This window comes from Lysobacter sp. 1R34A, assembly GCF_051217035.1.
Lineage (GTDB): Bacteria > Pseudomonadota > Gammaproteobacteria > Xanthomonadales > Xanthomonadaceae > Lysobacter.
Genome location: NZ_JBPKJP010000071.1, coordinates 1 through 23,092, shown reverse-complemented (window position 1 = coordinate 23,092; position 23,092 = coordinate 1). Strand labels below are relative to the sequence as shown.

Sequence of the window (23,092 nt, the reverse complement as noted above, 5' to 3'; positions counted from 1 at the left end):
CGCCCGCATCGCGGTCGCCGTAGCCACCGCCCCGGCCCGGCGGTGAGCGTCCGCACACCGCCTGGCCGGGCCAGCCAGCGGGGGCGCGGGCGCGGGGCGCGACCGATTTCGCGACCCTGCAGCAATGGCTCGGCGAACGCCGCGAACTGGTCGACAAGCTGCGTCCGCGCGGCGGCGTCGCCGTGCCGACCTCGGCCATGGACACCGCCGAAGTGTTGTCGGCGCTGAGCCGGCTCAAGGACGAATCGCCGCGCGGCCAGCAGCCCCTGCGCAAGATCGCCGAACTGCGCCAGTCGCTGCTCGAACACAGCGAGCCGCCGCCGGGTACCGTCGCCACGCTGTCGCGCGACGACGGCGACGTGTTCGACCTGCTCGACATGCTCTACGACGAGATCGAGCAACGCCTGCGGGGCGACGTGGCGATCTCCACCCTGCTCAACCGCCTGCAGGCGCCCTTGCTGCACGCCGCGCTACAAGACCGCAGCCTGCTCGAACAGACCGAGCACCCAGCGCTGCAGTTGCTCAACACGGTCGCCGAAGCCGGCGCGCGCTGGACCCCGAGCGAAGACGTCGACCCGCAGCTGCACGAGCCGTTGCGCCAGGCGGTCGATCACGTGGTCGAGCATTACGACGCCGGCGCCGAGGTATTCGACACCGCCAACCTGCGCCTGCAGGAGCAATTGCAGAACCTCGCGCGCAAGGCCGAAGTGGCCGAGCGTCGCCACGTCGAGGCCGCGCGCGGCAAGGAAAAACTCGAAACCGCCAAGCGCCTGGCCGGCGAGGCGATCGAGCAACACACCCGAGAACAGCGTCTGCCGCGCTTCGTCCAGGCCTTGCTCAACCAGGCCTGGGCCGACGTGCTGACCCTGACCCTGCTGCGCCACGGCCCCGAATCCGAAGTCTGGCAGCGGCAATTGGAGACGACCCGCCAGATCGTCGCGGCCAACCGCGCCGGCGCCGATGCGCCGGTGCCGTGCGGGCTCGACGCCGACATCGAACACGCGCTGACCCAGGTCGGCTATCACGGCGACGATGCCCGGGCGATTTCGCGCCAGCTCACGGTCGGCCCCGCACTCGAGGACGATGCCGCCTCGCGCACCGAGCTGGCGATGAAGCTGCGCTCGCGCAGCCGTCTCGGCGAAGACGCCGGCCCGGCCCGTTCGACCCTGCCGGCGCGCAACGACGACGAACAGCGCTGCTGGGAACAGATCCGCCACCTGCCGTTCGGCACCTGGTTCGAATTCGTGCAGAACCAGCAGGGCGATGCGGTGCGCCGGCGCCTGTCCTGGTTCAGCCCGGTCACCGACAACGCCTTGTTCGTCAATCAGCGCGGCCAGCGCGTCGGCGAACAATCGCTCGACAGTCTCGCCCGGATGATGGCGCGCGGCCAGGCGCGGGTGGTCGTCGAAGAGCGCAGCCGCCTGGTCGATCGCGCCTGGCACGCCGCGCTCGACGTGCTGCGCGGTTTCGGCGGCAAGCACGCGGGCGACCCGGCCGGTGTATGAGAACCCAGGCATGAACGAAGAATTCCGCCGCACCCGTCGCCGCCGCCTCGCCGAGACCGTGCAGGTCGTCGACACCATGACCGAAACCGTGATCGGCCACCTCGGCAATCTGTCCGAGACCGGCATGATGTTGATCGCCAACACGCCGCTGGTCGACGACGCGCTGTACCAACTGCGTTTCAACCTGCGCGACGCGCCCCAGCACACCTCGCCGATCGAAGTCGGCGCGCACCTGCTGTGGCAGGACCGCGCCAGCGTGCCCGGCCAGACCTGGACCGGCTTTCGCTTCATCGCCATGCCCGAAGACGGCATGCAGCACCTGCGCCAGTGGCTGGACCTGCCCGGCGGGAGTTACGAGTAAACCCGAGGACGCGGAGGCGTCGCCGGTTCAGGGCCTGGCGCGGCGCCCCGAGCAGAGGCGCGGCGTCGCCGCGAGCCCGCTCGCGCAAATCCGCCCTCGCGAAATTGCGGCAAAATGGGGCGGTTTCCTCCAGGCCAGGCCCGCAATGAACGCTTCCGCCCGCATCGCCGATCCCTCCGCGCCCGATACCCACGCCCTGTACCGGCAGCACTTCGCCGAGTTGCAGCGCCGCTGCGAGCAGGCGCTGGAACGCGGCGGGTTCGATCACCTGGTGGTGCCGAGCGGCAACCTGCATTACCAGGTCTTCGACGACCGAGATTACCCGTATGCGGTGAACCCGCAGTTCAAGGCCTGGGTACCGCTGACCCGAAACCCCGGCAGCTGGCTGGTGGCGACGCCGGGCCACAAGCCGAAGGTGATCTACCTGCAGCCGTTCGACTACTGGCACGTCGTGCCGCAGGCGCCGAGCGGCTGGTGGGTCGAGCACTTCGACGTGATCGTGATCCGCCAGCCCGAGGAAGCGCTTGCGCACCTGCCCCGGGACCCGGCGCGCTGCGCCATTCTCGGCGAGGCGCAGAGCGCGCTCGGGGTCGGCAGCGAGCGAGCCTTCGTGCCGAACAATCCGGCGGCGGTGGTCGATTACCTCGAATACCACCGAGCCTACAAGACCGCCTACGAGGTGGCGATGATGCGCGAGGCCACCCGCAAGGGCGTGCGCGCGCACCGCGCCGCCGAGGCCGCGTTCCGCGCCGGCAAGAGCGAATTCGACATTCACCTGGCTTACTGCGGCGCCGCGCGCCAGGACGCGAACGAACTGCCCTACGGCAACATCGTCGCCCTCAATCAGCACGGCGCGGTGCTGCACTACATGGAGCTCGACCGCGAAGCGCCGGCGCAGTCGCGCAGCTTCCTGATCGACGCCGGCGCCAGCCACCACGGCTACGCCTGCGACATCACCCGCACCTATGCCGCCGACGGCGGCGACTTCCAGGCCCTGATCGACGCCGTCGACGCCGCGCAGTTGAAGATGTGCGATCAGGTCCGCGCCGGCACCGACTACAAGCGCATCCACCTCGACGCCCACCTGGCCCTGGCCGGCATCCTCAAGGACGCCGGCGTGCTCAGGATTTCGCCGGAGGCCGCGGTCGAGACCGGCGTCAGCAGCGTGTTCTTCCCGCACGGCATCGGCCATGGCATCGGCCTGCAGGTGCACGACGTCGCCGGCTTCGCCGCCTCCGACCGCGGCGGGCGCATCGACAAGCCCGCCGGCCATCCCTACTTGCGCATGACCCGGGTGCTCGAACCCGGCATGGCGGTGACGATCGAACCGGGCCTGTACTTCGTCGACCTGCTGCTCGACGGCCTCAGACAGGGTGAACACGCCGGCAGCGTCGACTGGGCCCGCATCGAACAGTTCCGTCCCTACGGCGGCATCCGCATCGAAGACGACGTGGTCTGCACCGACGCCGCGCCGGTCAACCTGACCCGCGACGGATTCGCGGAAGCGTCCTGAGCGGCGTGCGCATCCTGTTCGTCTGCAGCCAGAACAAACTGCGCAGCCCGACCGCCGAACAGGTCTTCGCCGCGCGCGCCGACCTCGACGTCGCCTCGGCCGGCCTCAACCACGACGCCGAGCAGCCGCTCGGCGCCGAACAGGTGCAATGGGCGCAGCTGATCTTCGTGATGGAGAAGGCCCAGCGCAGCAAACTGCAACGCAAGTTCCGCGCGCAGTTGCGCGGCAAGCGCGTGGTCTGCCTGGATATTCCGGACGAGTACGAGTACATGGCGCCGGAGCTGGTGGCATTGTTGTTGGCGCGGGTGCCGCGGCACCTGTGAGGGACGCATAACCTGGCCATTGCCATTGCCATTGCCATTGCCATTGCCGTTGCCGTTGCCGTTGCCGTTGCCGTTGCCGAGATTTTGATTGCTCTGCTTTGCTGCTCTGCTTTGCTGCTGTGCCTTGCTGCTTTGTTCTGCTGCTTTGCCGGTCGATTGAAGACCCGGAGGGAGGCCCGCAGGGATGCGGGCCGTGCGCAAGCAAGCCAGGGATGGCCTGTCTGGAGCATCCCGGCGTCGGCATCGATCGTGCGGGCTTGTGCCCTTGCAGGGAGAAGCACTTTTCTTTGGTGACTTTCTTTTGTTGCTTTGGACGAGAAAGTTACCCGCACCCTTTAGGGGGCGGAAGCTTTGCTATTGATGCTGCTTCACCGCCTCACGGCCGGTGACGCAGCGACCGGAAACGGCGCGGTCGCGATTTGCGTCGCTCCTACCCTGACGGGCTGCCGCCGGCATCGGCGCAAGATTGAGGCGTCGCGGTCGCGACTCACGTCGCTCCTACAGGGATGGTTTCGCGGCATTGCATTGCTGCGTTTGGCCTTTGTAGGAGCGACGTAAGTCGCGACCACGGGATGCGCAAAGACAACAAGGCCACCATCATTCATCGAAGCGGCGCGCGCTTCTGCCAGGGCAGGAACGGCGCAAGCCGCGACATCGTCGCTGCGTTTTCGCGGCGTCTCTCTGAAGCAGGATCAAGATCAAGATCAAAGATCAAACCCAAAGCTTCTGCCACTAAAGCGGCGGGTTACTTTCTTTGTCATAAGCAACAAAAGAAAGGTAACCAAAGAAGTTGCTTTTTCTTGAATCACAAGCCCGCACGAGCGGTGCTTTCGCAGGGATCTACATACGGGACTTCCCTGTCCCGATGAAAAACGGCCCGCGTCCCTGCGCGCCGCCCTTTGGGTCTTCTATGGCCTTCGCCAGTGCGACGCCGCGCAAGTAACAACAACAGCGATAGCGATAGCGAGCTACAGAATCTTCATGCAATGGAGCGTCCGTGCGAACGGCAATGGCATGGAAGATGCCTCACCAATCTCGCAACTCACACGACCGCCCATCCCTCACCACACCTTGAACACCCTCCCACTCTGTATCCCCTCCACGCTGCGCTGGTACGCCAGCGCCGCGCGCGCGGCCGTCACCGGTTCGAATCCCGGAAAGAACGATCCATACGCCTCCCAGGACTCGCTCAGTACGTTCGGGCTGACCGCGTTGATGCGCAGGCCGCGCTGCAGTTCGAAGGCGGCGCCGCGGACGAAGCCTTCGATGGCGGTGTTGACGGCGCTGGCATTGGCGCCGGCACGGATCGGTTCTTCGGCGACGATGCCGGTGGTCAGGGTGATCGAACCGCCATCGCTGAGGTGGTGCTGGCCCAGCAGGGCCAGGCGCACCTGGCCGAGCAGTTTGTCGTTGAGGCCCACGGCGAAATCGGCCGGGCGCATCGATTCGAGCGGGCCGAAATGCAACACGCCGGCGGTGGAGACGATGGCGTCGAGTTTGCCGGTGCGGCGGAACAGTGCCTCGACGCTGGCGTCGTCGGTGATGTCGACCGGGTAGTCGGCGCTGCTGCGGCCGGCGGCCAGGATCTCGTGCTGCGAGGCGAGGCGTTCGGCCACGGCGCGGCCCAGGGTGCCGCTGGCGCCGACGATCAGGATCTTCATGTGGGTTCCATAACGGGAGACAGGCGGCCAGTCTGCTCGCCGCGGCCTCGACGGTGAATGCGCTAGGATTTCGGGCTCCCCTAACCGCGGGTTAGCCCTTTGGACAAGCTGCGCAGCATGGCCGTGTTCGTCGCGGTCGCCGACACCGGCAGTTTCGCCGCCGCGGCCCAGGCACAGGACCTGTCGGCCGTGATGGTCGGCAAGCACATCCGCCAGTTGGAGGAGCACCTCGGCGCCCGCCTGCTGCAGCGCGATACCCGCAAACAGCGCCTGACCGAGGTCGGCGCGAGCTTTCTCGAGGATTGCCGGCACATCCTCGACCAGGTCCGCCATGCCGAGTCGGTCGCCGAACGCCTGCGCCACGACGGCCAACCGAGCGGATGCCTGCGGGTCACCGCGCCGGTCACCCTTGGCGGGAACGCGGTCGCGACGGTGGTGACGGAGTTCCTGCAACTCCACCCCGAGGTCTCGGTCGAACTGGTGCTGAGCGACCGCATGTCGGACCTGATCGCCGAGGCCTTCGACGTGGCGATCCGGATCGGGCCGCTGCCGGACTCGGACCATCTGGTCGCGCGGCCGCTGCGTCCGTACCGGATGATCGTATGCGCCTCGCCCGAGTATCTGCGCAAGCACGGCAGGCCGGGCGATCCGCGCGAACTGTCCGGCCACAGTTGCCTCAATCATCTGCTGTGGAACCGCGACGCCGGCTGGCGCTTCGAGCGCATCGCCGCCGAACCGCTGCGGCTGCGCGGGCGCTTCGCCTCCAATAACGGCGAGGCCTTGCGGCGCGCGGCGGTGGCCGGTTGCGGCATCGTCCTGCAACCCGAAGTGCTGCTGGCCGACGACCTCGCCGCGGGCCGGCTGCTGCCGCTGTTCGCCGAGCAACTGCCGCCGCCGCGGCCGGTACATCTGCTGTACCCGCGCGACCGCCAGCCTTTGCCGAAGCTCAGCCGTTTCGTCGACCTGGTGCTCGAACGCATGGGCCCGGCGACGTAGCGCTCAGCTCGCCTTCCACCCGGCCCGAGCTTTCGCCTGCGATTCATCGCGCACGGCGGCTGATGCACTGAAAACACGCGACCGCCAGCTATTGCTGTTGCTGTTGCTGTTGCCGTTGCCGTTGCCGTTGCCGCGCGATTTTGCGGTTGCTTTGCGTAGCCGAGCACTCGCAAAGTCTAAAGAAGACCCGGAGGGCGGCCCGCAGGGATGCGGGCCGTTTTTCATCGGGACAGGGAGGTCCCGTATGAAAAATCACCGCGGATGCATCGAACGCGCGGGCTTGTGATTCAAACAAAGCATTTTTCTTTGGTTACCTTTCTTTTGTTGCTTTAGACAAAAGAAAGTAACCCGCCGCTTTAGTGGCGGAAGCTTTGGGTTTGATCTTGATCTTGATCTTGATCGATTAGACGAAAGAGGCGCCGCAAGACCGTAACGACGCAGTCGCGGCTTGCGCCGCTCCTACCCTGGCGCGAGCACGCCGCCTCGGCGAACGGCGACGGCCCCGTCATCTCTGCGCGTTCGCGTCGCGACTCACGTCGCTCCTACAAGGGCACACCCGAAGACGACGCGACATTGGGACATGGCGGTCGCGGCTTGCGCCGCTCCTACCCTGGCGCGAGCACTCCGCCTCGGCGAACGGCGACGGGCCCGTCATCCCTGCGCGTTGCGGTCGCGACTCACGTCGCTCCTACAGGGGCACACCCGAAGACGACACGACATTGGGACATGGCGGTCGCGGCTTGCGCCGCTCCTACCCTGGCGCGAGCACACCGCCTCGGCGAACGGCGACGGCCCCCGTCATCTCTGCGCGTTCTCGGTCGCGACTCACGTCGCTCCTACAGGGGCACACCCGAAGACGACGCGACATTGGGACATGGCGGTCGCGGCTTGCGCCGCTCCTACCATGGCGCGAGCACGCCGCCTCGGCGAACGGCGACGGCCCCGTCATCCCTGCGCGTTCTCGGTCGCGACTCACGTCGCTCCTACAGGGGCACACCCGAAGACGACGCGACATTGGGACCTGACGGTCGCGGCTTGCGCCGCTCCTACCCTGGCGCAAGCACACCGCCTCGGCGAACGGCGGCGGCCCCGTCATCTCTGCGCGTCGCGGTCGCGACTCGCGTCGCTCCTACAGGGGCACACCCGAAGACGACGCGACATTGGGACCTGGCGGTCGCGGCTTGCGCCGCTCCTACCCTGGCGCAAGCACACCGCCTCGGCGAACGGCGGCGGCCCCGTCATCTCTGCGCGTTCGCGGTCGCGGCGCGCGCCGCTTAGACGAATGACGGTAGCCTCGGCATCTCTGGGTGTCCCTTGTCGCGACTCACGTCGCGCCTGCAGGGATGGATTCGTGGCGACGGCGCTCACCGCGCCATCAAGGCCTCGATCTCGTCGGCGCTGCGCGCGAGCCGGCCGGTCAGCACCTGGTGGCCGCCCTTGGTGATCAGCACGTCGTCTTCGGTGCGAATGCCGATGCCGCGCCATTTCGGGTCGACGCTGCTGTCGTCGGGCGACACGTACAGGCCGGGCTCGATGGTGAACACCATGCCCGGTTCGAGCAGGCGCGACTCGCCGTCGAGGCGGTATTCGCCGACGTCGTGCACGTCCATGCCGAGCCAATGCCCGGTCTTGTGCCGATAGAAGCGCTTGTAATGGCCTTCGGCAAGGTTCTTTTCCAGCTTGCCCTTGAGCAGGCCGAGCCGCAGCAGGCCCTCGGTCAGGGTCTCGACCGCGGCCAGGTGGCCGGCCTCGTAAGCCACGCCGGGGCGGGCCTGGGCCAGGGCCGCGGCCTGGGCGGCGCCGACCAGGTCGTGCAGCGCGCGCTGCGGCGCGCTGAAACGGCCGTTGACCGGAAACGTGCGGGTGATATCGGCGGCGTAGCCCCGGTACTCGGCGCCGGCGTCGATCAGCACCAGGTCGCCGTCCCGCGACGCCGCGCTGTTGGCGCGGTAGTGCAGCACACAGGCATTACTGCCGGCACCGACGATGCTGCCGTAAGCCGGTTCGGCATCGTGGCGGCGGAACACGCATTCGATTTCGGCCTGCAACTCGTACTCGCGCATGCCGGGCCGGGCCGCCCGCATGGCCGCCTCGTGGGCCAGCACGCTGATGTCGGCGGCGCGCTGCATGAAGCGCAACTCGTCGCGGTCCTTGAACAGGCGCAGCTCGTCGAGCAGATGCCCCAGTTCGAGGAACTCGTGCGGGGGCTGCGCGCCCTGGCGCACCATCGCGCGCACCCGGTTGAGCCAGCCGATCAGCTTGAGGTCGAACTCGGCGTCGCGGCCGAAGTGGTAGTAGACCCGCGAGCGGCCTTCGAGCAGCCCCGGCAGGATGTCGTCGAGATCGGTGATCGGATAGGCGTCGTCGAGCCCGAACGCCTCGACCGCGCCTTCCGGGCCGTAGCGTGGGCCGTCCCAGGCCTCGCGTTCGCGGTCGCGCTCGCGGCAGAACAGCAAGGTCTCGCCATGGCGCCGGCCCGGCACCAGCACCAGCACCGATTCGGGCTCGGGGAAACCGGTCAGGTAGCTGAGGTCGGAATCCTGGCGGAACGGGTAATGGGTGTCGCGACTGCGGATGTGCTCGTTGGCCGAGGGCACGATCACGATCGCCTCGTCGCCGGCCATCGCCATCAACTGCTTGCGCCGGCGGACATAGGCCTTCGCCGGCATCGTCAGCGCCGCGTTCATCTCAGTTCAACCGATGCCGATGCTGCGCCGCCATCGCCACGTCGCCGTGCAACAACAGCGCGACGATGCGCACGAACTCCTCGATCTCGGTCAAGGCTTCTTCGTCGTCCTCGTCGCCGTCGTCCTGCGGCGAGGCCGCCGCCAGGCGGGCCAGGTCGCCGAGCGCTTCGCGGCTTTCCTCCGACAACGAGGAGGCCTCGCCGGCGGCGAGACCGAAGCCGGCGAGGAAGCCGCGGCACCAGTCGAACAGGGCGCCGCTGCGCTCGGACAGCGGCGCTTCGCCGTCGGGCAGCAGCAGGTCGAAGCCGAAGCTGCGGTCGCCGAGCTGCGAGGCGCTGGCGCCGCGCAGGCGATCGAGCGCGCCGTTCTCGGCCGGGGTGGCGACGGCCGGGTCGGCCAGCACGCGCGCCGGCCAGTCGCGTACCGAGGCGCCGCCGCCGGCGAGCCAGCCGCACAAGGCGCCATGCAGTTCGGAAGCGGAAGCGCCGAGCGAGAGCGTGCGGCTCTCGGCGTCGACATCGGACAACAGGGGCAGTTCGATCGCGGCCACAGGCATCAAGTCGTGAGGGTTGCCGCAGTTTAGCAATGCCGGGCGAATGCGGGCGGCATGAAGAAAACCGCGGGATCCCGTCCTGTCCGGCGATTCGAGTCCGTAGTGCTTGTTGCCGCAACGGACGCCTGCCTAAACTGCGGGCTCTCGCGCTTCACGCCACGGTGTCCGTGCGTTCCTTTTCCCCTGTCGCCCTGTTGACCGCCGGTCTGATCGCCTTGCTCCTGTGCATGGCGGCGCTGCCCCGGCGTGCCGAGGCGGCCACGCGGGACTTCTATTTCTCGCGCCTGGGCAGCGAGCTCGGTCTCAGCCAGAACTCGGTCACCGCCTTCACCCAGGACGCGCACGGCTTCATCTGGGTCGGTACCCAGGGCGGCCTGCACCGCTACGACGGCCAGCGCTACGTGCCGTATCGCCACGACCCGCGCGACCCGGCCAGCCTGCCCGACAGCTACGTCACCGCGCTCGCCCTCGACGGCCAGCGCGCGATCTGGATCGGCACCCATTCCGAATACCTGGCCCGGCTCGACCTGGCCAGCGGCGCGATCCACCGCTACCAGCCGCCGGATTCTCAGGCCGGTCGCCAGGTCGTCTCGCTGCTGCCGTGGCGCGACTCGCTGCTGATCGGCACCCTGGCCGGCCTCGAGCGCATGGACCCGCGCAGCGGCGCGCGCGAACTGCTGCTGGCCCTGCCCAGCGAGCTGAGCCGGCAATCGCCATGGCAGGAGCTCGCCCTCGCCCGCGACGGCACCGCCTGGTTCGCCAGCGCGGCCGGCCTGTACCGGATCCTGCCGAGCGGCAAGATCGAACGGATCGGCGCCGCCCAGGTGCTGCGCAGCGTATTGATCGACCGGCGCGGCCGGCTCTGGGCCGGCGGCGTCGACGGCCTGTACCGGCTCGACGGCCACACCGGCATCCTGGTCAAGGTCGAAGACGAAGCCCTGGCGACGCTGCGCGATGCGCGCGCCCTGATCGAGGCGCCGGACCACCGGATCTGGATCTCGGGCTTCGGCAATGGCCTGTACCGCCACGACCCCGAAACCGGGCACTCGCAGCGCGTGCACGCCGAGCCCGGGGTCGAGGCCACCCTGCCCGAGGACACGATCGAAGCGCTGATGATCGACCACGGCGGCCTGCTCTGGGCCGGCGGTCAGTACCGCGGCGTCGCCGTCGCCGACCCGCGCGGCACCCGCTTCAGCTACGTCCTCGACCTGGACGAGGACCGCACCGGCGCGGGCGCTTCCGACGCCAGCATCCGCAGCCTGGCCCAGGACGACCTCGGCGCGATCTGGATCGGCACCGACAACGGTCACCTGCGCCGCTACGACCTGGCTGCCGACCGCTTCCAGGACATGACTTCGCTGTTGCCGGCCAACGCCGGCGCGCGCCGCATCGCCGCGATCGCCCGCGAACCCTGTCCCGAGGCCGACAACCCCAATCCGCCCGACCCGCTGCCGCCGACCCGGCTGTGGCTCGCGACCGGCCAGGGCCTGCTGCGGCTGGACCCGGCCACCCGCCGGGTCGAGAGCGTCGATCTGCGCGGCTACCGCGACGTCGCCCTGCGTTCGCTGGCCTTCGCCCGCGACGGCAGTCTGTGGCTCGGCAGCGACGACCTCGGCGCCCTGCACTACCTGCCCGAGACCGGCGCCCTGGTCCGCTACGCCTATCGCGAAGGCGATTCCAAGGGCCTGAGCCATCCGCGCGTCAACGCCGTGCTCGAAGACACCAAGGGCCGGGTCTGGTTCGGCACCGGCGACGGCCTCGACCTGCTCGACCCGGCCACCGGCTACTTGCGCCACTACCGCCACGCCACCGACGAGGCCGACAGCCTGCCGGGCAACTTCGTCCGCGCCGTGCACCAGTCCGCCGACGGCTCGATCTGGGTCGGCACACAGGCCGGCCTCAGCCGGGTGGTCGAACACAGCGACGGACGGATCCGCTTCGAACACCCGCTGGCCGAGGTGCTCGGCGACCATCCGGTGCCGGTGGTGTTCTCGATCGCCGAACGCCCCTCCGGCCGCCTCTGGCTCGGCACCGACGCCGGCATCCTGCGCTTCGACAGCGGCGCCTCGCTGGTCCGCCGTTACGGCCTGGCGGACGGCCTGCAGGATCTGGAATTCAACGCTGGCGCGGTCGACATCCTGGCCGACGGCCGGATCGCCTTCGGCGGCGTGCGCGGCCTCAATCTGTTCGACCCGGCGCGCATCGCCGACTCGCGCTACACTCCGCCGGTGCGCCTGCTCGGGGCCTGGATCGGGTCCGACACCAGCGCCGGTTCGAGCACCCTGTGGCAGTCCACGCGGCTGGAGATCCCCAACGACGCCGGCATCCTGCGCCTGCGCATCGGCGCGCTGGACTACGGCCCCAACAGCGGCATCCGCTATCGCTACCGCATGGACGGTTTCGATCGCGACTGGATCGACAACGGCCCGCGCCAGGACATCACCTACACCCGCTTGCCGCCCGGCCGTTACGTGTTCCGCGCCCAGTCGACCAACCGCGACGGGGTCTGGAACACCCAGGAGCTGCGCATCCCGGTCGGCGTCGATCCGCCGCTGTGGCGGCATCCGCTGGCGATCGCCCTGGCGGCCCTGGCCGCGCTCGGCCTGGCCCTGAGTTTCGGCTGGCGCTGGCACGTCGCGCGCCAGCGCGAACGCGGCTATTTCGCCCAGATCCGCGAACGCGAAGAACGCCTCAAGCTCGCCCTGTGGGCCTCCGGCGAGCAGTTCTGGGACTACGACCTGAAGCGGCGCGAGCTGCACCGCATGCGGGTCGACGACCACAACCCGCAGTCGCCGGAGATCGGCGTGCAAGCCGACATCGCCGACGACCACGAGATCCACCCCGACGACCTGGGCCGGGTCACCGAGCTGCTGCGCAAACACCTCAAGGGCGACGCCGCGCTGTTCCTGTCCGAACACCGCATGCGCACGCCGAAGGGCGAATGGGGCTGGGTGCGGGCCCGCGGCCGGGTGGTCGAACGCGACGCCGAAGGCCTGCCGGTGCGCGTTGCGGGCACCGGCCGCGACGTCACCGCGGTGCGCAGCGCCGAACGCGAACGGCGCATTTCCAGCGAAGTGCTGCGCTCGATGGCCGAGGCGGTCGCGGTGTTCGACCGCGACTTCGTATTCGTCTCGATCAACCCGGCGTTCTCGCGCATGACCGGCTACCCCGAGAACGAAGTGATCGGCCAGACCACCGGCCTGCTCGACAGCCGCCAGCACGATCCCGAGTTCTACAGCGACATGCGCGACGAGCTGCAGCGCAGCGGCCGCTGGTCGGGCGAGATCTGGCAGCAGCGCAAGGACGGCAACGAATTCCTGTGCTGGCTGCAGGCCAGCATCGTGCTCGACAGCAGCGGCCAGCGCGGCCATTACGTCGCGGTGCTGACCGACATCACCGACCAGAAGCGCGCCGAGCAGGAACTGCGCTATCTGGCCAACTACGACACCCTGACCAGCCTGCCCAACCGCACCCTGCTGTCGGAGCGGCTGTCGCGGGCGATCGTGCGGGCGCGCCGCCACGGCCATCGCATCGCGCTGCTGTTCCTCGACCTGGACCGCTTCAAGGACATCAACGATTCGCTGGGCCACGCCGCCGGCGACCGCATCCTGCGCGCCGCCGCGGTGCGCCTGCAGGAAACCGTCGGCGCCGAGCACACCGTGGCGCGCCTGGGCGGCGACGAGTTCACCGTGGTGCTGGAAAACCTGGAGACGCCTGAACAGGCCGAGGACGTCGCCCGGCGCCTGATCAAGGCCTTCGAGGCGCCGCTGGATTTCGACGAACGCCACGACGTGGCGATCTCGCCGTCGATCGGCATCAGCCTCTACCCCGACCACGCCCAGGTCCCCACCGACCTGCTCAAGCACGCCGACACCGCGATGTACCAGGCCAAGGCGGCCGGCCGGCGCACCTTCATGCGCTACACCGAGGCGATGGACATCGAGATCCGCCAGCGCGCGACGATCTCGGCGGCGCTGCGCAAGGTGCTGGACCGCAACGAGCTGCGCCTGGTGTTCCAGCCGCGGCTGTCGCTGCCGGAAGCGCGCATCACCGGGGTCGAGGCGCTGCTGCGCTGGAACAGCGCCGAGTACGGCAACATCCCGCCCTCGCAGTTCATCCCGCTGGCCGAGGAAAGCGGGCTGATCCTGGAGATCGGCGAGTGGGCGATGCGCGAGGCGTGCAGCCGCCTGCGCCAGTGGCGCCAGCAGGGACTCGACCAGTTGTCGATCTCGGTCAACGTCTCGGCGATCCAGTTGCTGCGCGGCGACCTGCCGAAGATGGTCGCGCGCGCCCTCAGCGAAAGCGGCATCCCGCCGTGGCGGCTGGAGCTGGAACTGACCGAAAGCGTGATCATGGCCAACGCCGCGCACACCTCCAACACCATGCAGGCCCTGCGCGAACTCGGCGTGGCCCTGGCGGTCGACGACTTCGGCACCGGTTACTCCTCGCTCGCCTACCTCAAGCGCCTGCCGATCAATACCCTGAAGATCGACAAGGAGTTCATCGGCGACCTGACCCGCGACCCCGACGACGAGGCGATCACCAGCACCGTCATCACCATGGCCCACTCGCTGGGCCTGAACGTGGTCGCCGAGGGCGTCGAACTGGAAGAGCAGATGGAGTTCCTGCTCGCCCACGGTTGCGACGAGATCCAGGGCTACTGGCTGGCCCGGCCGCTCGAAGCCGACGACTGCCTGGCGTTCATCCAGCAATGGCAACCGCCGCTGAGCGTGCGCGCGGCGCGTTGACCGCCTGGGGTCGGGACTCGGGACTCGGGACTCGGGACTCGGGGATCGGGAATTGGGGATCGGGAATCGGGAATTGGGAATTGGGAATTGGGAATTGGGTGTCGGGAGCGGGAGCGGGATTCCTGGCCTTCAGGGTAGCGGCAGCCCCGGCCGCGACCGCGTCGCATCGCCCCCCATTCCGTATCCGGCCCGCCCTGGCGCCGCCCTAAAGCCGCCATCGACCCGACAACGCCCGACCGAGTCCCAAGTCCCAAGTCCCGAGTCCCGGCTGCCGACTCCCGATCCGGCACCGCCTTGACCGCCCCCGCCCCGGCCTGCCATCGTGCCGGGATGGATCGCACCGAACTCATCACCGAACTGCAGTCGCTGCTGACCCGCGTCGACGAACTCGGCGATCGCGTGCGCCGTCTCAGCGAAGAGAACCGCAGCCTGCGCCAACAGCAGGAACAACTGGTCGGCGAGCGCTCGGCGCTGCTGGCCAAGAACGAGCAGGCCCGCACCCGCGTCGAGGCCATGATCGCGCGACTGAAGTCGCTGGAGCAGCACACGTGAATCCGAACCGATGAGCACGACCAGCGAAGCCGTCAGCATCCGCCTGCTCGACCGCGAATACACCGTCGGCTGCGAGCCGTCCGAGCGCGACGACCTGCTCGCCGCCGCGCGCATGCTCGACAGCAAGATGCGCGAAATCCGCGGCAGCAACCGCATGGCCGCGCTCGACCGCGTCGCCGTGCTCGCCGCGCTCAACTTCGCCCACGAACTGCAACAGCTGCGCGGCGACGGCGATAACCGCGATCGCGAACTCTCGCGCACCCTCGACGAACTGCATCGCAAGCTCGACAGCCTGTTCGACGCGGCGATCCGCTGATTCGCCGATTCGCCGATTTTTCCCTGAATCTGGGGGCGTTAGCCGTCCTCGACTGCCGTCGCTGGCAACCCCGCCTCCGGCTCGGCTGCATCTGCGGCGTCGCAGCCACTGCGATTAGTGTGGCCGCCGTCGCAACCGGTTATTGCCCGTCAGCGCCGTTGTCGCATCCGACCCCGTTCATCCGCGTTCGCGGAGCGTTCAAGCGCATGAACCGCAACGCAGCGTCGCCGACGAGCGGGCCCGCTGCGGGCGGCGCGCGCGCTATACTTCGCGCACGTCCTCTGCTGTGCCCGACGGCGTGCGCAAACATTCGCCTTGTCCCTTAATTACGACCGCGGGGGCGCAACGGGAATCCGGAGTGCAAGTCCGCCTCGCAGCGGGAAGCCCGAAGATCTCCAAGCGTCCCCACTTGAACCCCGGGTTCAAGGTCGTTTCGCACGCATCGGCATTGGCGGAGGACTACTCATCCCGGAGCGGGCGCGACGTCACGAAAGTGACTCGCGCCCGTTGCCTTGTCCGGAGCGTCCGCGCTTCCGCTTTCCCCCAGGACCCCGCGCCGAATGACGGTTGACCGTACGACGCTGCGCCGCGAACTGCGCGCGCAACGCCGCAATCTCGCCGCGCCCGCGCGCATCGCCGCCGCCGAATCCCTGGCCGCCCGCCTGCTGGCGCTGCCGTTCGCGCCCGACACCGGCTATGTGGCCGGCTACTGGGCCATGGACGGCGAGATCGCCCTGCACGCCTGGCAATTGCGCCTGCCGCCGGGTTGCGTGTACTGCCTGCCGGTGCTGCACGAAGACCAGCGCCTGCGCTTCGCGCCCTGGCGCCCGGGCGACGCCCTGGTCGCCAACCGCTTCGGCATACCCGAGCCCGACGTCAGCCCCAGCTCGCTGCTCGAGCCTGAACAGATGAGCCTGGTGGTGCTGCCGCTGGTCGGCTTCGACCCGCGCGGCCACCGGCTCGGCATGGGAGGCGGCTGGTACGATCGCAGCTTCGCGTTCCGCCAGACCCGCCCGGCCCCGCCGTGGCTGGCCGGCGCCGCGTTCGAACTGCAACGCATCGATGCGCTCGACAACGCCGATTGGGACGTCGCTCTCGATGCGGTCTGTACGGAGGTCCAGACTCTGGATTGCCGTTCCCCCCTGTTCGTCTGACCGTTGAGCACCGCATGACCGCACGCCGCCGCTATTGGCTGATGAAGTCCGAACCGGACACGTTTTCGATCGACGACCTGCAACGCGTGGGGACCGAGCCCTGGAACGGCGTGCGCAATTACCAAGCGCGCAATTACATGCGCGACGGGATGAAGGTCGGCGATGGCGTGTTGTTCTATCACTCCAATACCGCCGTGCCGGGCATCGCCGGCCTCGCCACCATCGCCAGCGAAGCCTATCCGGACCCGACCCAGTTCGACGCCAAGTCCGATTACTACGACGGCAAGAGCTCGCGCGAAGACCCGCGCTGGCTGCTCGTGGACGTCGCCTTCGAACGCAAGTTCGAGCGAGTGATCCCGCTCGACGAGATCAAGGCCCGCGCCGACGATCTCGGCGAAGACTTCGCCCTGACCCGCCGTGGCAACCGCTTGTCGGTGCTGCCGGTCACCGCGGCGCAGTGGAAGCTGTTGTTGTCGATGGAGTAAGGGGGGCTCGGGACTCGGGATCGGGATCGGGATCGGGATCGGGACTCGGGACTCGGGACTCGGGACTCGGGACTCGGGACTCGGGACTCGCAAAGCCTGTGCCGGCCTCGCTACATCCGCAACTCATTCGTAACGCCGCGGTGGTTCGAGTCATGGAGATTCAATCATCCACACTGTCGCTACTTCAAAACCAGACCTCGAGTCCCGAGTCCCCGAACACCAAACCACAAGCCCTGATCCCATGTCCGAAGCAAAACGCCTGGCCGGCGAAAAAGCCATCGACTACATCGAAGACGGCATGATCGTCGGCGTAGGCACCGGTTCCACCGTCGCGTTCTTCATCGAGGCGTTGGGCCGGCACAAGGAGCGCATCAAGGGCGCGGTATCGAGCTCCGAGCAGAGCACCGCGCGCCTGCGCGCGCTCGGCATCGAGGTGCTCGACCTCAACGCCACCGGACCGCTGTCGCTGTACGTCGACGGCGCCGACGAATGCGATCCGCACAAACGCCTGATCAAGGGCGGCGGCGCCGCGCTGACCCGCGAGAAGATCATCGCCGAGGCCAGCGCGAAGTTCGTCTGCATCGTCGATCCGGCCAAGCGCGTCGACGTGCTCGGCCGCTTCCCGCTGCCGGTCGAGGTCGTGCCGATGGCGCGCAGCCTGGTCGCACGCGAGATCCTGGCGATGACCCGCGGCCAGCCGGTGTGGCGCCAGGACGCCAACGGCGCCGGCGTGGTCACCGACAACGGCAATGCGATCCTCGACATCCACGGCCTGGCGATCACCGACCCGGTGGCGCTGGAATCGGCGATCAACCAGATCCCCGGCGTGGTCAGCGTCGGCCTGTTCGCGCGCCGTCCGGCCGACATCGTCATCGTCGGCGGTGAGCCACCGGTCGTGCTGTAAATCGCTGATCTAGAACGTCTCTCAGCAGACGAGACGGCCTGCCGCCAGAATCGGCGGGTCGTCCGCAGTCGGTCCGGCCCGTCCCGGGCGGCCGTCTGCGCGGCGCGATACCGACCCCATGCCGGCCCGCCGCCATGACCCTGCGTTGCCTGTTCGTCGACTTCAATTCCTACTTCGCCTCGGTCGAGCAATTCGACCGCGAGGAATTGCGCGGCCGACCGGTCGGCGTGGTGCCGGTGCTCGCGGCCACGACCTGCTGCATCGCCGCCAGCCGCGAGGCCAAGCTCCACGGCGTCAAGACCGGCACGCCGGTGCACGAGGCGCTGGCGCGCTGCCCCGACATCGCCATCGTCGAAGCGCGGCCGGCGCGCTATGTCGAGCTGCACCATCGCCTGATCGCGGCGATCCAGGACTGCATTCCGATCGACGGCGAACCGCTGTCGATCGACGAAGTCGCCTGCCGCCTGATCGGCCGCGAACGCCAGCGCGACAACGCCGTCGCGATCGCCCAGCGGATCAAGCAGACCCTGATCGATCGGGGGCTCGCCCCGGCGATCCGCTGCTCGATCGGCATCGCCCCGAACACCTTCCTGGCCAAGACCGCCTCCGACATGCACAAGGTCGACGGCCTGACCGTGGTCGAGCTCGCCGATCTGCCCCATGCGCTGCATCGGCTGGAACTGCAGGACCTGTGCGGGATCGGCCCGTCGATGCTGCAACGCCTGCGCAATGCCGGCATCGGAACGGTCGAACAGCTCACCGCGGCGCCGCGCGAACACTTGCGCGCGGTCTGGGGCGGGGTCGAAGGCGAACGCTTCTGGGCGCAGTTGCGCGGCATCGAACCGACCCCGCGGCAACGCAAGGCGGTCGGTTCGGTCGGACATTCGCACGTACTCGACCCACAGATGCGCAGCGCCGAGAGCATGCGCTCGGTGCTGTTCAAGCTGCTCGCCAAGGCGGCGATGCGGCTGCGCGGCGAGCGCTGCCAGGCGCGCGGGATGAGCCTGCACGTGCGCTTCGTCGGCAAGGAGGAACGCTTCAGCCGCAATCTGTCGTTCGCCGCGATCGACGACACGCCGACCCTGCTGCAGCTCATGGCCGATGCGCTGGAACCGCTGATGCGCGGCGCCGCCAGCGGCCGTTGGAACGTCAAACGCTTTCCGCCGCTGTCGGTCGCGGTGTCGCTGATCGACCTGCAGCCCGTCGCCGCCGACAGCGGCTCGCTGTTCGTCGAGCGCGGGCGCCGGCAGGCGCTGACCCGTGTGCTCGATCAGGTCAATCAACGTTACGGCAACAACCGCCTCTACTTCGGCGCGATGCAGGACGCACTCGCCCAAGGCGCCGCGCCGATGCGCATTCCGTTCGGCCATATCCCCGAAGAGGCCGCCGAAGCCGACCTCGGCGCCGCGGCGCTGGTCCCGGATTCGAGCATGAACGAGCTGTGGTTGCGGCGGCTGCGCGAGTTCAACGTGATGGCCGAGCACGCCCACCGCGAAGCGCGCGATAACCCCGGCAAGCCGCTGCCCCCGGCGGGCCCATCGCCGATGCATCGTCCCTCAGGCGTCGGCGGCTGGGGCCGCAAGCAACGCGACAAGAGCGACGACGACGGCCGCGGCAGCACCGGCTCGCTGTTCTAGCGGCACACATGGAGGCATCGTAAGCCGCGAACGCGCAGATGCAGCCGGAGATAGCCCCTCTCCCGCAAGCGGGAGAGGGGTTGGGGCGAGGCCCCCCATCACCTCAGGACCATCAATCGACCGCGACGAACCCGCCGGTCTGCCGCTTCCACAAACGCGCATACAGACCATCGCGGGCGATCAACTCCTCGTGGGTACCGGTCTCGATGATGTGGCCCTGGTCCATCACCACCAGCCGGTCCATGCGCGCGATCGTCGACAGGCGATGAGCGATCGCGATCACCGTCTTGCCGGTCATCAAGGTGTCCAGGCTGTCCTGGATCGCCGCTTCGGCCTCGGAATCCAGCGCCGAGGTCGCCTCGTCGAGGATCAGGATCGGCGCGTTCTTGAGCAGCACGCGCGCGATCGCGATCCGTTGCCGTTGACCGCCCGACAGCTTGACCCCGCGTTCGCCGACCAGGGCGTCGTAGCCGGCCCGCCCTTCGCCGTCGATCAGCCGCGGAATGAACTCGTCGGCACGCGCCTGCCGCACCGCCTCGGCCATCTCGGCTTCGCTCGCATCGGGGCGGCCGTACAGCAGGTTGTCGCGGATCGAGCGATGCAGCAGCGACGTGTCCTGGGTGACCACGCCGATCTGCGAACGCAGGCTTTCCTGGGTCACGCCGGCGATGTCCTGGCCGTCGATCAGGATGCGGCCGCCTTCGAGGTCGTACAGACGCAGCAGGATGTTCATCAGCGTCGACTTGCCCGCGCCCGACGGCCCGACCAGGCCGATCTTTTCGCCGGGCTTCACCGTCAGGTCCAGATCGGCGATCAGGCCGCTGTTCTGGCCGTAATGGAAGTGCACGTTCTCGAAACGCACCCCGCCCTCGCCGACCTGCAGCGCCTTGGCGTCGGGACGATCGACCACGGTCAACGGCCGCGAGATCGTCTCGATGCCGTCCTGCACCGTGCCGATGTCCTCGAAGATGCCGTTGATCGTCCACATGATCCAGCCCGACATGTTGTGGATGCGGATCACCAAGCCGGTCGCCAACGCGATCGCGCCGACCGTGATCGCACCTCGATGCCATAGCCACAGGGCCAGCCCGGTGGTGCCGACGATCAGCAGGCCGTTGAGCGCGGTGATGCTCACGCCCATCGAGGTGGTCATGCGGGTCATGTCGCGCGAGCGCTGGGTCTGCTCGATCATCGCTTCTGCCACGTATTGCTCTTCGCGCCGCGAGTGCGCGAACAGCTTGAGCGTGGCGATGTTCGAGTAGCCGTCGACGATGCGCCCCATCAGCTTGGACCGCGAATCCGACGCCCGCCACGAGCGCAACTTCACCCGCGGCACGAAGTAGCGCAGCAGACCGATGTAGGCCACGATCCACACCGCCAACGGCAGCACCAGCCAAACGTCCGCCTGCGCAAACAGATAGATCGCCGAGCCCGAATACACGATCACGTACCAGATCGCATCGAAGGCCTGGGTGGTGGATTCGCGCAGCGACGGACCGGTCTGCATGATCCGGTTGGCGACGCGGCCGGCGAAATCGTTCTGGAAGAAGCTCAGGCTCTGCTTGAGCATGTAGCGGTGGGTCTGCCAACGCACCAAGTTGGTCATGCTCGGGTGCACGGTCTGATTGAGCAGCAAATCGTGCAGGCCGAGGAACAGCGGCCGCGCCAGCAGCATCACCACGGCCATCCACAGCAGCTCGCCGCCATGCTGCGCGAACAGGTCCTCGCTCGGCGTGGTGTTGACCAGGTCGATGACCCGGCCGAGGTAGTCGAACATCGCGACTTCGACGATCGCGACCAGGAAACCGACCACCGTCAGCACCGCGAATACCGGCCAGGCCTGCCGGATGAAGTGGCGGTAGAACCCGACCACGGTGCTCGGCGGCATGGTGTCCGGCGCCGGCCGGAACGGGTCGATCAACGATTCGAACCAACGAAAAATCATCATGGCATCTAGCCTTTTGAACTTGGAAGACTCCCGTGCGCGCCGCATTGCCGCAGCCTGACCGGCCGCGGAAACGAGGACGCGAGGACGAACGACGCGGTGCGCCGGATCGGTCGAGGGAGTTGGGCGGCGGACGAGCGCGTGCGATCCAGGGCCACAGGGGCCCGGAACGGCGGTCGTTCAGCCGGAGGCGGCGCGGGCAGGGCCCGCGACCGCAAGCGCCGATTTAACGGCGGACTTTGCCGGTGATGGTGAACTTCATCGTGCTTCTCCTTGCGATCCCGGGGCGTCGCCGGGCACGCGTGGCTCGACGCGCGGATCGCTGATGGGTGGCCCGGGCGCAGTCTAGCGCGGTTATGTTGCCGGCGACATCCGCCCAAAGTCGGAACGCCGACACGGGCGGAAACGCGATGTCCCGCTGACGGACCGTGCGGCCAACTGTTGCCGCCGCATCGCCAGACCCGGGGGTTTCAGGCGTACGTCGCGACGAAATCGTCCACCACATCGACGATATGCGCGGCAAAATCGCGAAACTGCGCGCCCGAGCTTTCGGCCAACGCGAAGGTCTCGTCGTGGTAGTAGGCGACCACGCACAACTCGCCGTCGTCGCGCCGGTCGCGCGGGTTGAAACACCAGAGGTTCTCGACCGCAAAGTCGTCGATATGCTGGAAAAACAGGGCTTCGCCGATCGCTTCGGCGACCTCGTCGTCGTCGCCGCCGACCGCGTCGGCCGGGTCCGGCGCCGCCGCATGCAGATGCTCGGGATCGGTCATTCCGATCAGTTCGTTGCCGCCGTAGTGGACGACGAACGCGCCATGCGTGCGCAGAAAATGCACATAGCTGGGCGGCAACGCCAGGCCGTATTCGCGTTCCAGTTGCGCGACCGTTTCCGCCGCCAGCGGCTCGGCGAACACCAGCGCCATGTCCTCGCTGTCGGCGACGAACTCGCGCAGGCGCTGTACCGCCCGATCCATCGCCTGCCGCGCCGCCGGCGCGCAAGCCTCGTATTGCCGCTCCTGCATCGATTCCGTATTCACGAACGCTCCTTGATCGGTAGTCCTTACCGGTGCTTCAGTATCGTCAAACCATGCGCGGGTCGCTACGCATGCCCGCGCTAGGACGTATAGCCGCCAGAAGCCGCAAGCTCCTGCACCGAGTTCGTTGCCGATATCGGGAAATCCCGTGGACGTACCGATCGCGCAGGAAGTTTCTTCGACGAAGCCCTCTCTTTGGCTTGCATTGATCGAAGGGATTCTGGACGGACTTTGGGGTCGGTCGAATGACGTAAGTCGCGACCAAGGGACGCGCCGAGACGACAATGCGAATGCCCTCCATCGAAGCGGCGTGCGTTCGCCAGGGTAGGAGCGGCGCGAGCCGCGACATCGCCGTTGCGGTCTTGCGGCGCACGGTTCAAGCCGGCAGTAACCCGGCGCTTGAGTGGCGGAAGCGTTGGGTTGGATATTGATGTTTCTTGAAGGGCGCGCTGCAGGACCGGCGCAGCGCGGCCGCGGCTCGCGCCGCTCCCCCGGCGATAACACGCCGCTTCGGCCCATGACGAAGGCCTTGCGGCCTCAGCGCGTGCCTTGGTCGCGACTGACGTCGCTCCTGCGGTGGAATCAGGCGCCCGGGTAAATCGATGGTGCAAAGAAAAACGCCGCAACCTGTGGGTTGCGGCGTTTTAGGGTAAAGCCCCTGGCGATGACCTACTCTTGCATGGCTTAGGCCACACTACCATCGGCGCATGTGCGTTTC

Annotated in this window: 16 protein-coding genes, 1 other RNA gene and 1 pseudogene; 13 read left to right on the top strand and 5 right to left on the bottom strand. The window is 68.1% G+C overall.

From position 1 onward, the window contains the following. Positions 1–80: 80 nt before the first annotated feature. The 4 genes and pseudogenes from ACSAMQ_RS14965 to ACSAMQ_RS14950 form a co-directional block, all read left to right on the top strand. A pseudogene (locus tag ACSAMQ_RS14965) lies at positions 81–1,505 on the top strand (DUF1631 family protein); the annotation flags it as partial. A gap of 10 nt (positions 1,506–1,515) precedes the next feature. After that, the gene (locus ACSAMQ_RS14960) at positions 1,516–1,866 is read left to right on the top strand and encodes a PilZ domain-containing protein (RefSeq protein WP_031372655.1); all 351 of its coding nucleotides are present in this window, start codon (positions 1,516–1,518) and stop codon (positions 1,864–1,866) included. Between the two features lie 145 nt (positions 1,867–2,011). Next, a complete protein-coding gene (gene pepQ / locus ACSAMQ_RS14955) occupies positions 2,012–3,379 on the top strand; it encodes a Xaa-Pro dipeptidase (protein WP_435396402.1) in 1,368 nt (455 codons plus the stop codon). Positions 3,380–3,384: 5 nt separating this feature from the next. Further along, complete coding sequence (locus ACSAMQ_RS14950; protein WP_435396401.1) at positions 3,385–3,702, top strand: low molecular weight protein tyrosine phosphatase family protein; 318 nt, start codon at positions 3,385–3,387, stop codon at positions 3,700–3,702. Positions 3,703–4,763: 1,061 nt separating this feature from the next. Here ACSAMQ_RS14950 and ACSAMQ_RS14945 read toward each other — a convergent pair. Next, positions 4,764–5,363 (bottom strand): short chain dehydrogenase, encoded by a 600-nt coding sequence (locus ACSAMQ_RS14945; protein ID WP_435396400.1) that lies wholly within the window; start codon positions 5,361–5,363, stop codon positions 4,764–4,766. Between the two features lie 117 nt (positions 5,364–5,480). Between ACSAMQ_RS14945 and ACSAMQ_RS14940 the strand changes: the two genes are divergently transcribed. Then, positions 5,481–6,359 carry a LysR family transcriptional regulator gene (locus ACSAMQ_RS14940; protein ID WP_435396399.1) on the top strand — a complete coding sequence of 293 codons (879 nt, stop codon included), beginning with the start codon at positions 5,481–5,483 and terminating at the stop codon, positions 6,357–6,359. 1,364 nt (positions 6,360–7,723) lie between these two features. On the opposite strand, the gene ACSAMQ_RS14935 is transcribed toward ACSAMQ_RS14940, so the two are convergent. Together ACSAMQ_RS14935 and ACSAMQ_RS14930 are read right to left on the bottom strand one after the other, a co-directional pair. Next, positions 7,724–9,046, bottom strand: coding sequence for an aminopeptidase P N-terminal domain-containing protein (locus ACSAMQ_RS14935; RefSeq protein ID WP_435396398.1), 1,323 nt, complete (start codon positions 9,044–9,046; stop codon positions 7,724–7,726). 1 nt (position 9,047) lies between these two features. Continuing rightward, positions 9,048–9,587: a UPF0149 family protein gene (locus ACSAMQ_RS14930; RefSeq protein WP_435396404.1), complete on the bottom strand. Its 540-nt coding sequence runs from the start codon at positions 9,585–9,587 to the stop codon at positions 9,048–9,050. Between the two features lie 179 nt (positions 9,588–9,766). Between ACSAMQ_RS14930 and ACSAMQ_RS14925 the strand changes: the two genes are divergently transcribed. The 8 genes from ACSAMQ_RS14925 to ACSAMQ_RS14890 all read left to right on the top strand — a co-directional run bounded on the left by ACSAMQ_RS14925 (position 9,767) and on the right by ACSAMQ_RS14890 (position 19,395). Then, positions 9,767–14,347: an EAL domain-containing protein gene (locus tag ACSAMQ_RS14925; protein WP_435396397.1), complete on the top strand. Its 4,581-nt coding sequence runs from the start codon at positions 9,767–9,769 to the stop codon at positions 14,345–14,347. Positions 14,348–14,677: 330 nt separating this feature from the next. After that, the gene (locus ACSAMQ_RS14920; RefSeq protein ID WP_031373971.1) at positions 14,678–14,899 is read left to right on the top strand and encodes a TIGR02449 family protein; all 222 of its coding nucleotides are present in this window, start codon (positions 14,678–14,680) and stop codon (positions 14,897–14,899) included. Between the two features lie 10 nt (positions 14,900–14,909). Next, the gene (locus ACSAMQ_RS14915) at positions 14,910–15,215 is read left to right on the top strand and encodes a cell division protein ZapA (protein ID WP_435396396.1); all 306 of its coding nucleotides are present in this window, start codon (positions 14,910–14,912) and stop codon (positions 15,213–15,215) included. Positions 15,216–15,490: 275 nt separating this feature from the next. Beyond that, a non-coding RNA gene (ssrS, locus tag ACSAMQ_RS14910) (6S RNA) lies at positions 15,491–15,677 on the top strand. Positions 15,678–15,775: 98 nt separating this feature from the next. Further along, positions 15,776–16,369 carry a 5-formyltetrahydrofolate cyclo-ligase gene (locus tag ACSAMQ_RS14905; RefSeq protein ID WP_435396395.1) on the top strand — a complete coding sequence of 198 codons (594 nt, stop codon included), beginning with the start codon at positions 15,776–15,778 and terminating at the stop codon, positions 16,367–16,369. Between the two features lie 14 nt (positions 16,370–16,383). Next, positions 16,384–16,854: an EVE domain-containing protein gene (locus tag ACSAMQ_RS14900; RefSeq protein WP_435396394.1), complete on the top strand. Its 471-nt coding sequence runs from the start codon at positions 16,384–16,386 to the stop codon at positions 16,852–16,854. Positions 16,855–17,095: 241 nt separating this feature from the next. Then, on the top strand, positions 17,096–17,758 hold the full coding sequence (rpiA, locus tag ACSAMQ_RS14895; RefSeq protein ID WP_435396393.1) for a ribose-5-phosphate isomerase RpiA: 663 nt from the start codon (positions 17,096–17,098) through the stop codon (positions 17,756–17,758). A gap of 134 nt (positions 17,759–17,892) precedes the next feature. After that, positions 17,893–19,395, top strand: a complete 1,503-nt coding sequence (locus ACSAMQ_RS14890; RefSeq protein ID WP_435396392.1) for a DNA polymerase Y family protein — start codon at positions 17,893–17,895, stop codon at positions 19,393–19,395. Positions 19,396–19,507: 112 nt separating this feature from the next. Here the strand turns inward: ACSAMQ_RS14890 and ACSAMQ_RS14885 are convergent, their stop codons facing one another. Continuing rightward, positions 19,508–21,340 carry an ABC transporter ATP-binding protein gene (locus ACSAMQ_RS14885; RefSeq protein WP_435396403.1) on the bottom strand — a complete coding sequence of 611 codons (1,833 nt, stop codon included), beginning with the start codon at positions 21,338–21,340 and terminating at the stop codon, positions 19,508–19,510. 470 nt (positions 21,341–21,810) lie between these two features. Next, positions 21,811–22,263 (bottom strand): SMI1/KNR4 family protein, encoded by a 453-nt coding sequence (locus ACSAMQ_RS14880; RefSeq protein WP_435396391.1) that lies wholly within the window; start codon positions 22,261–22,263, stop codon positions 21,811–21,813. Between the last annotated feature and the right edge of the window lie 829 nt (positions 22,264–23,092).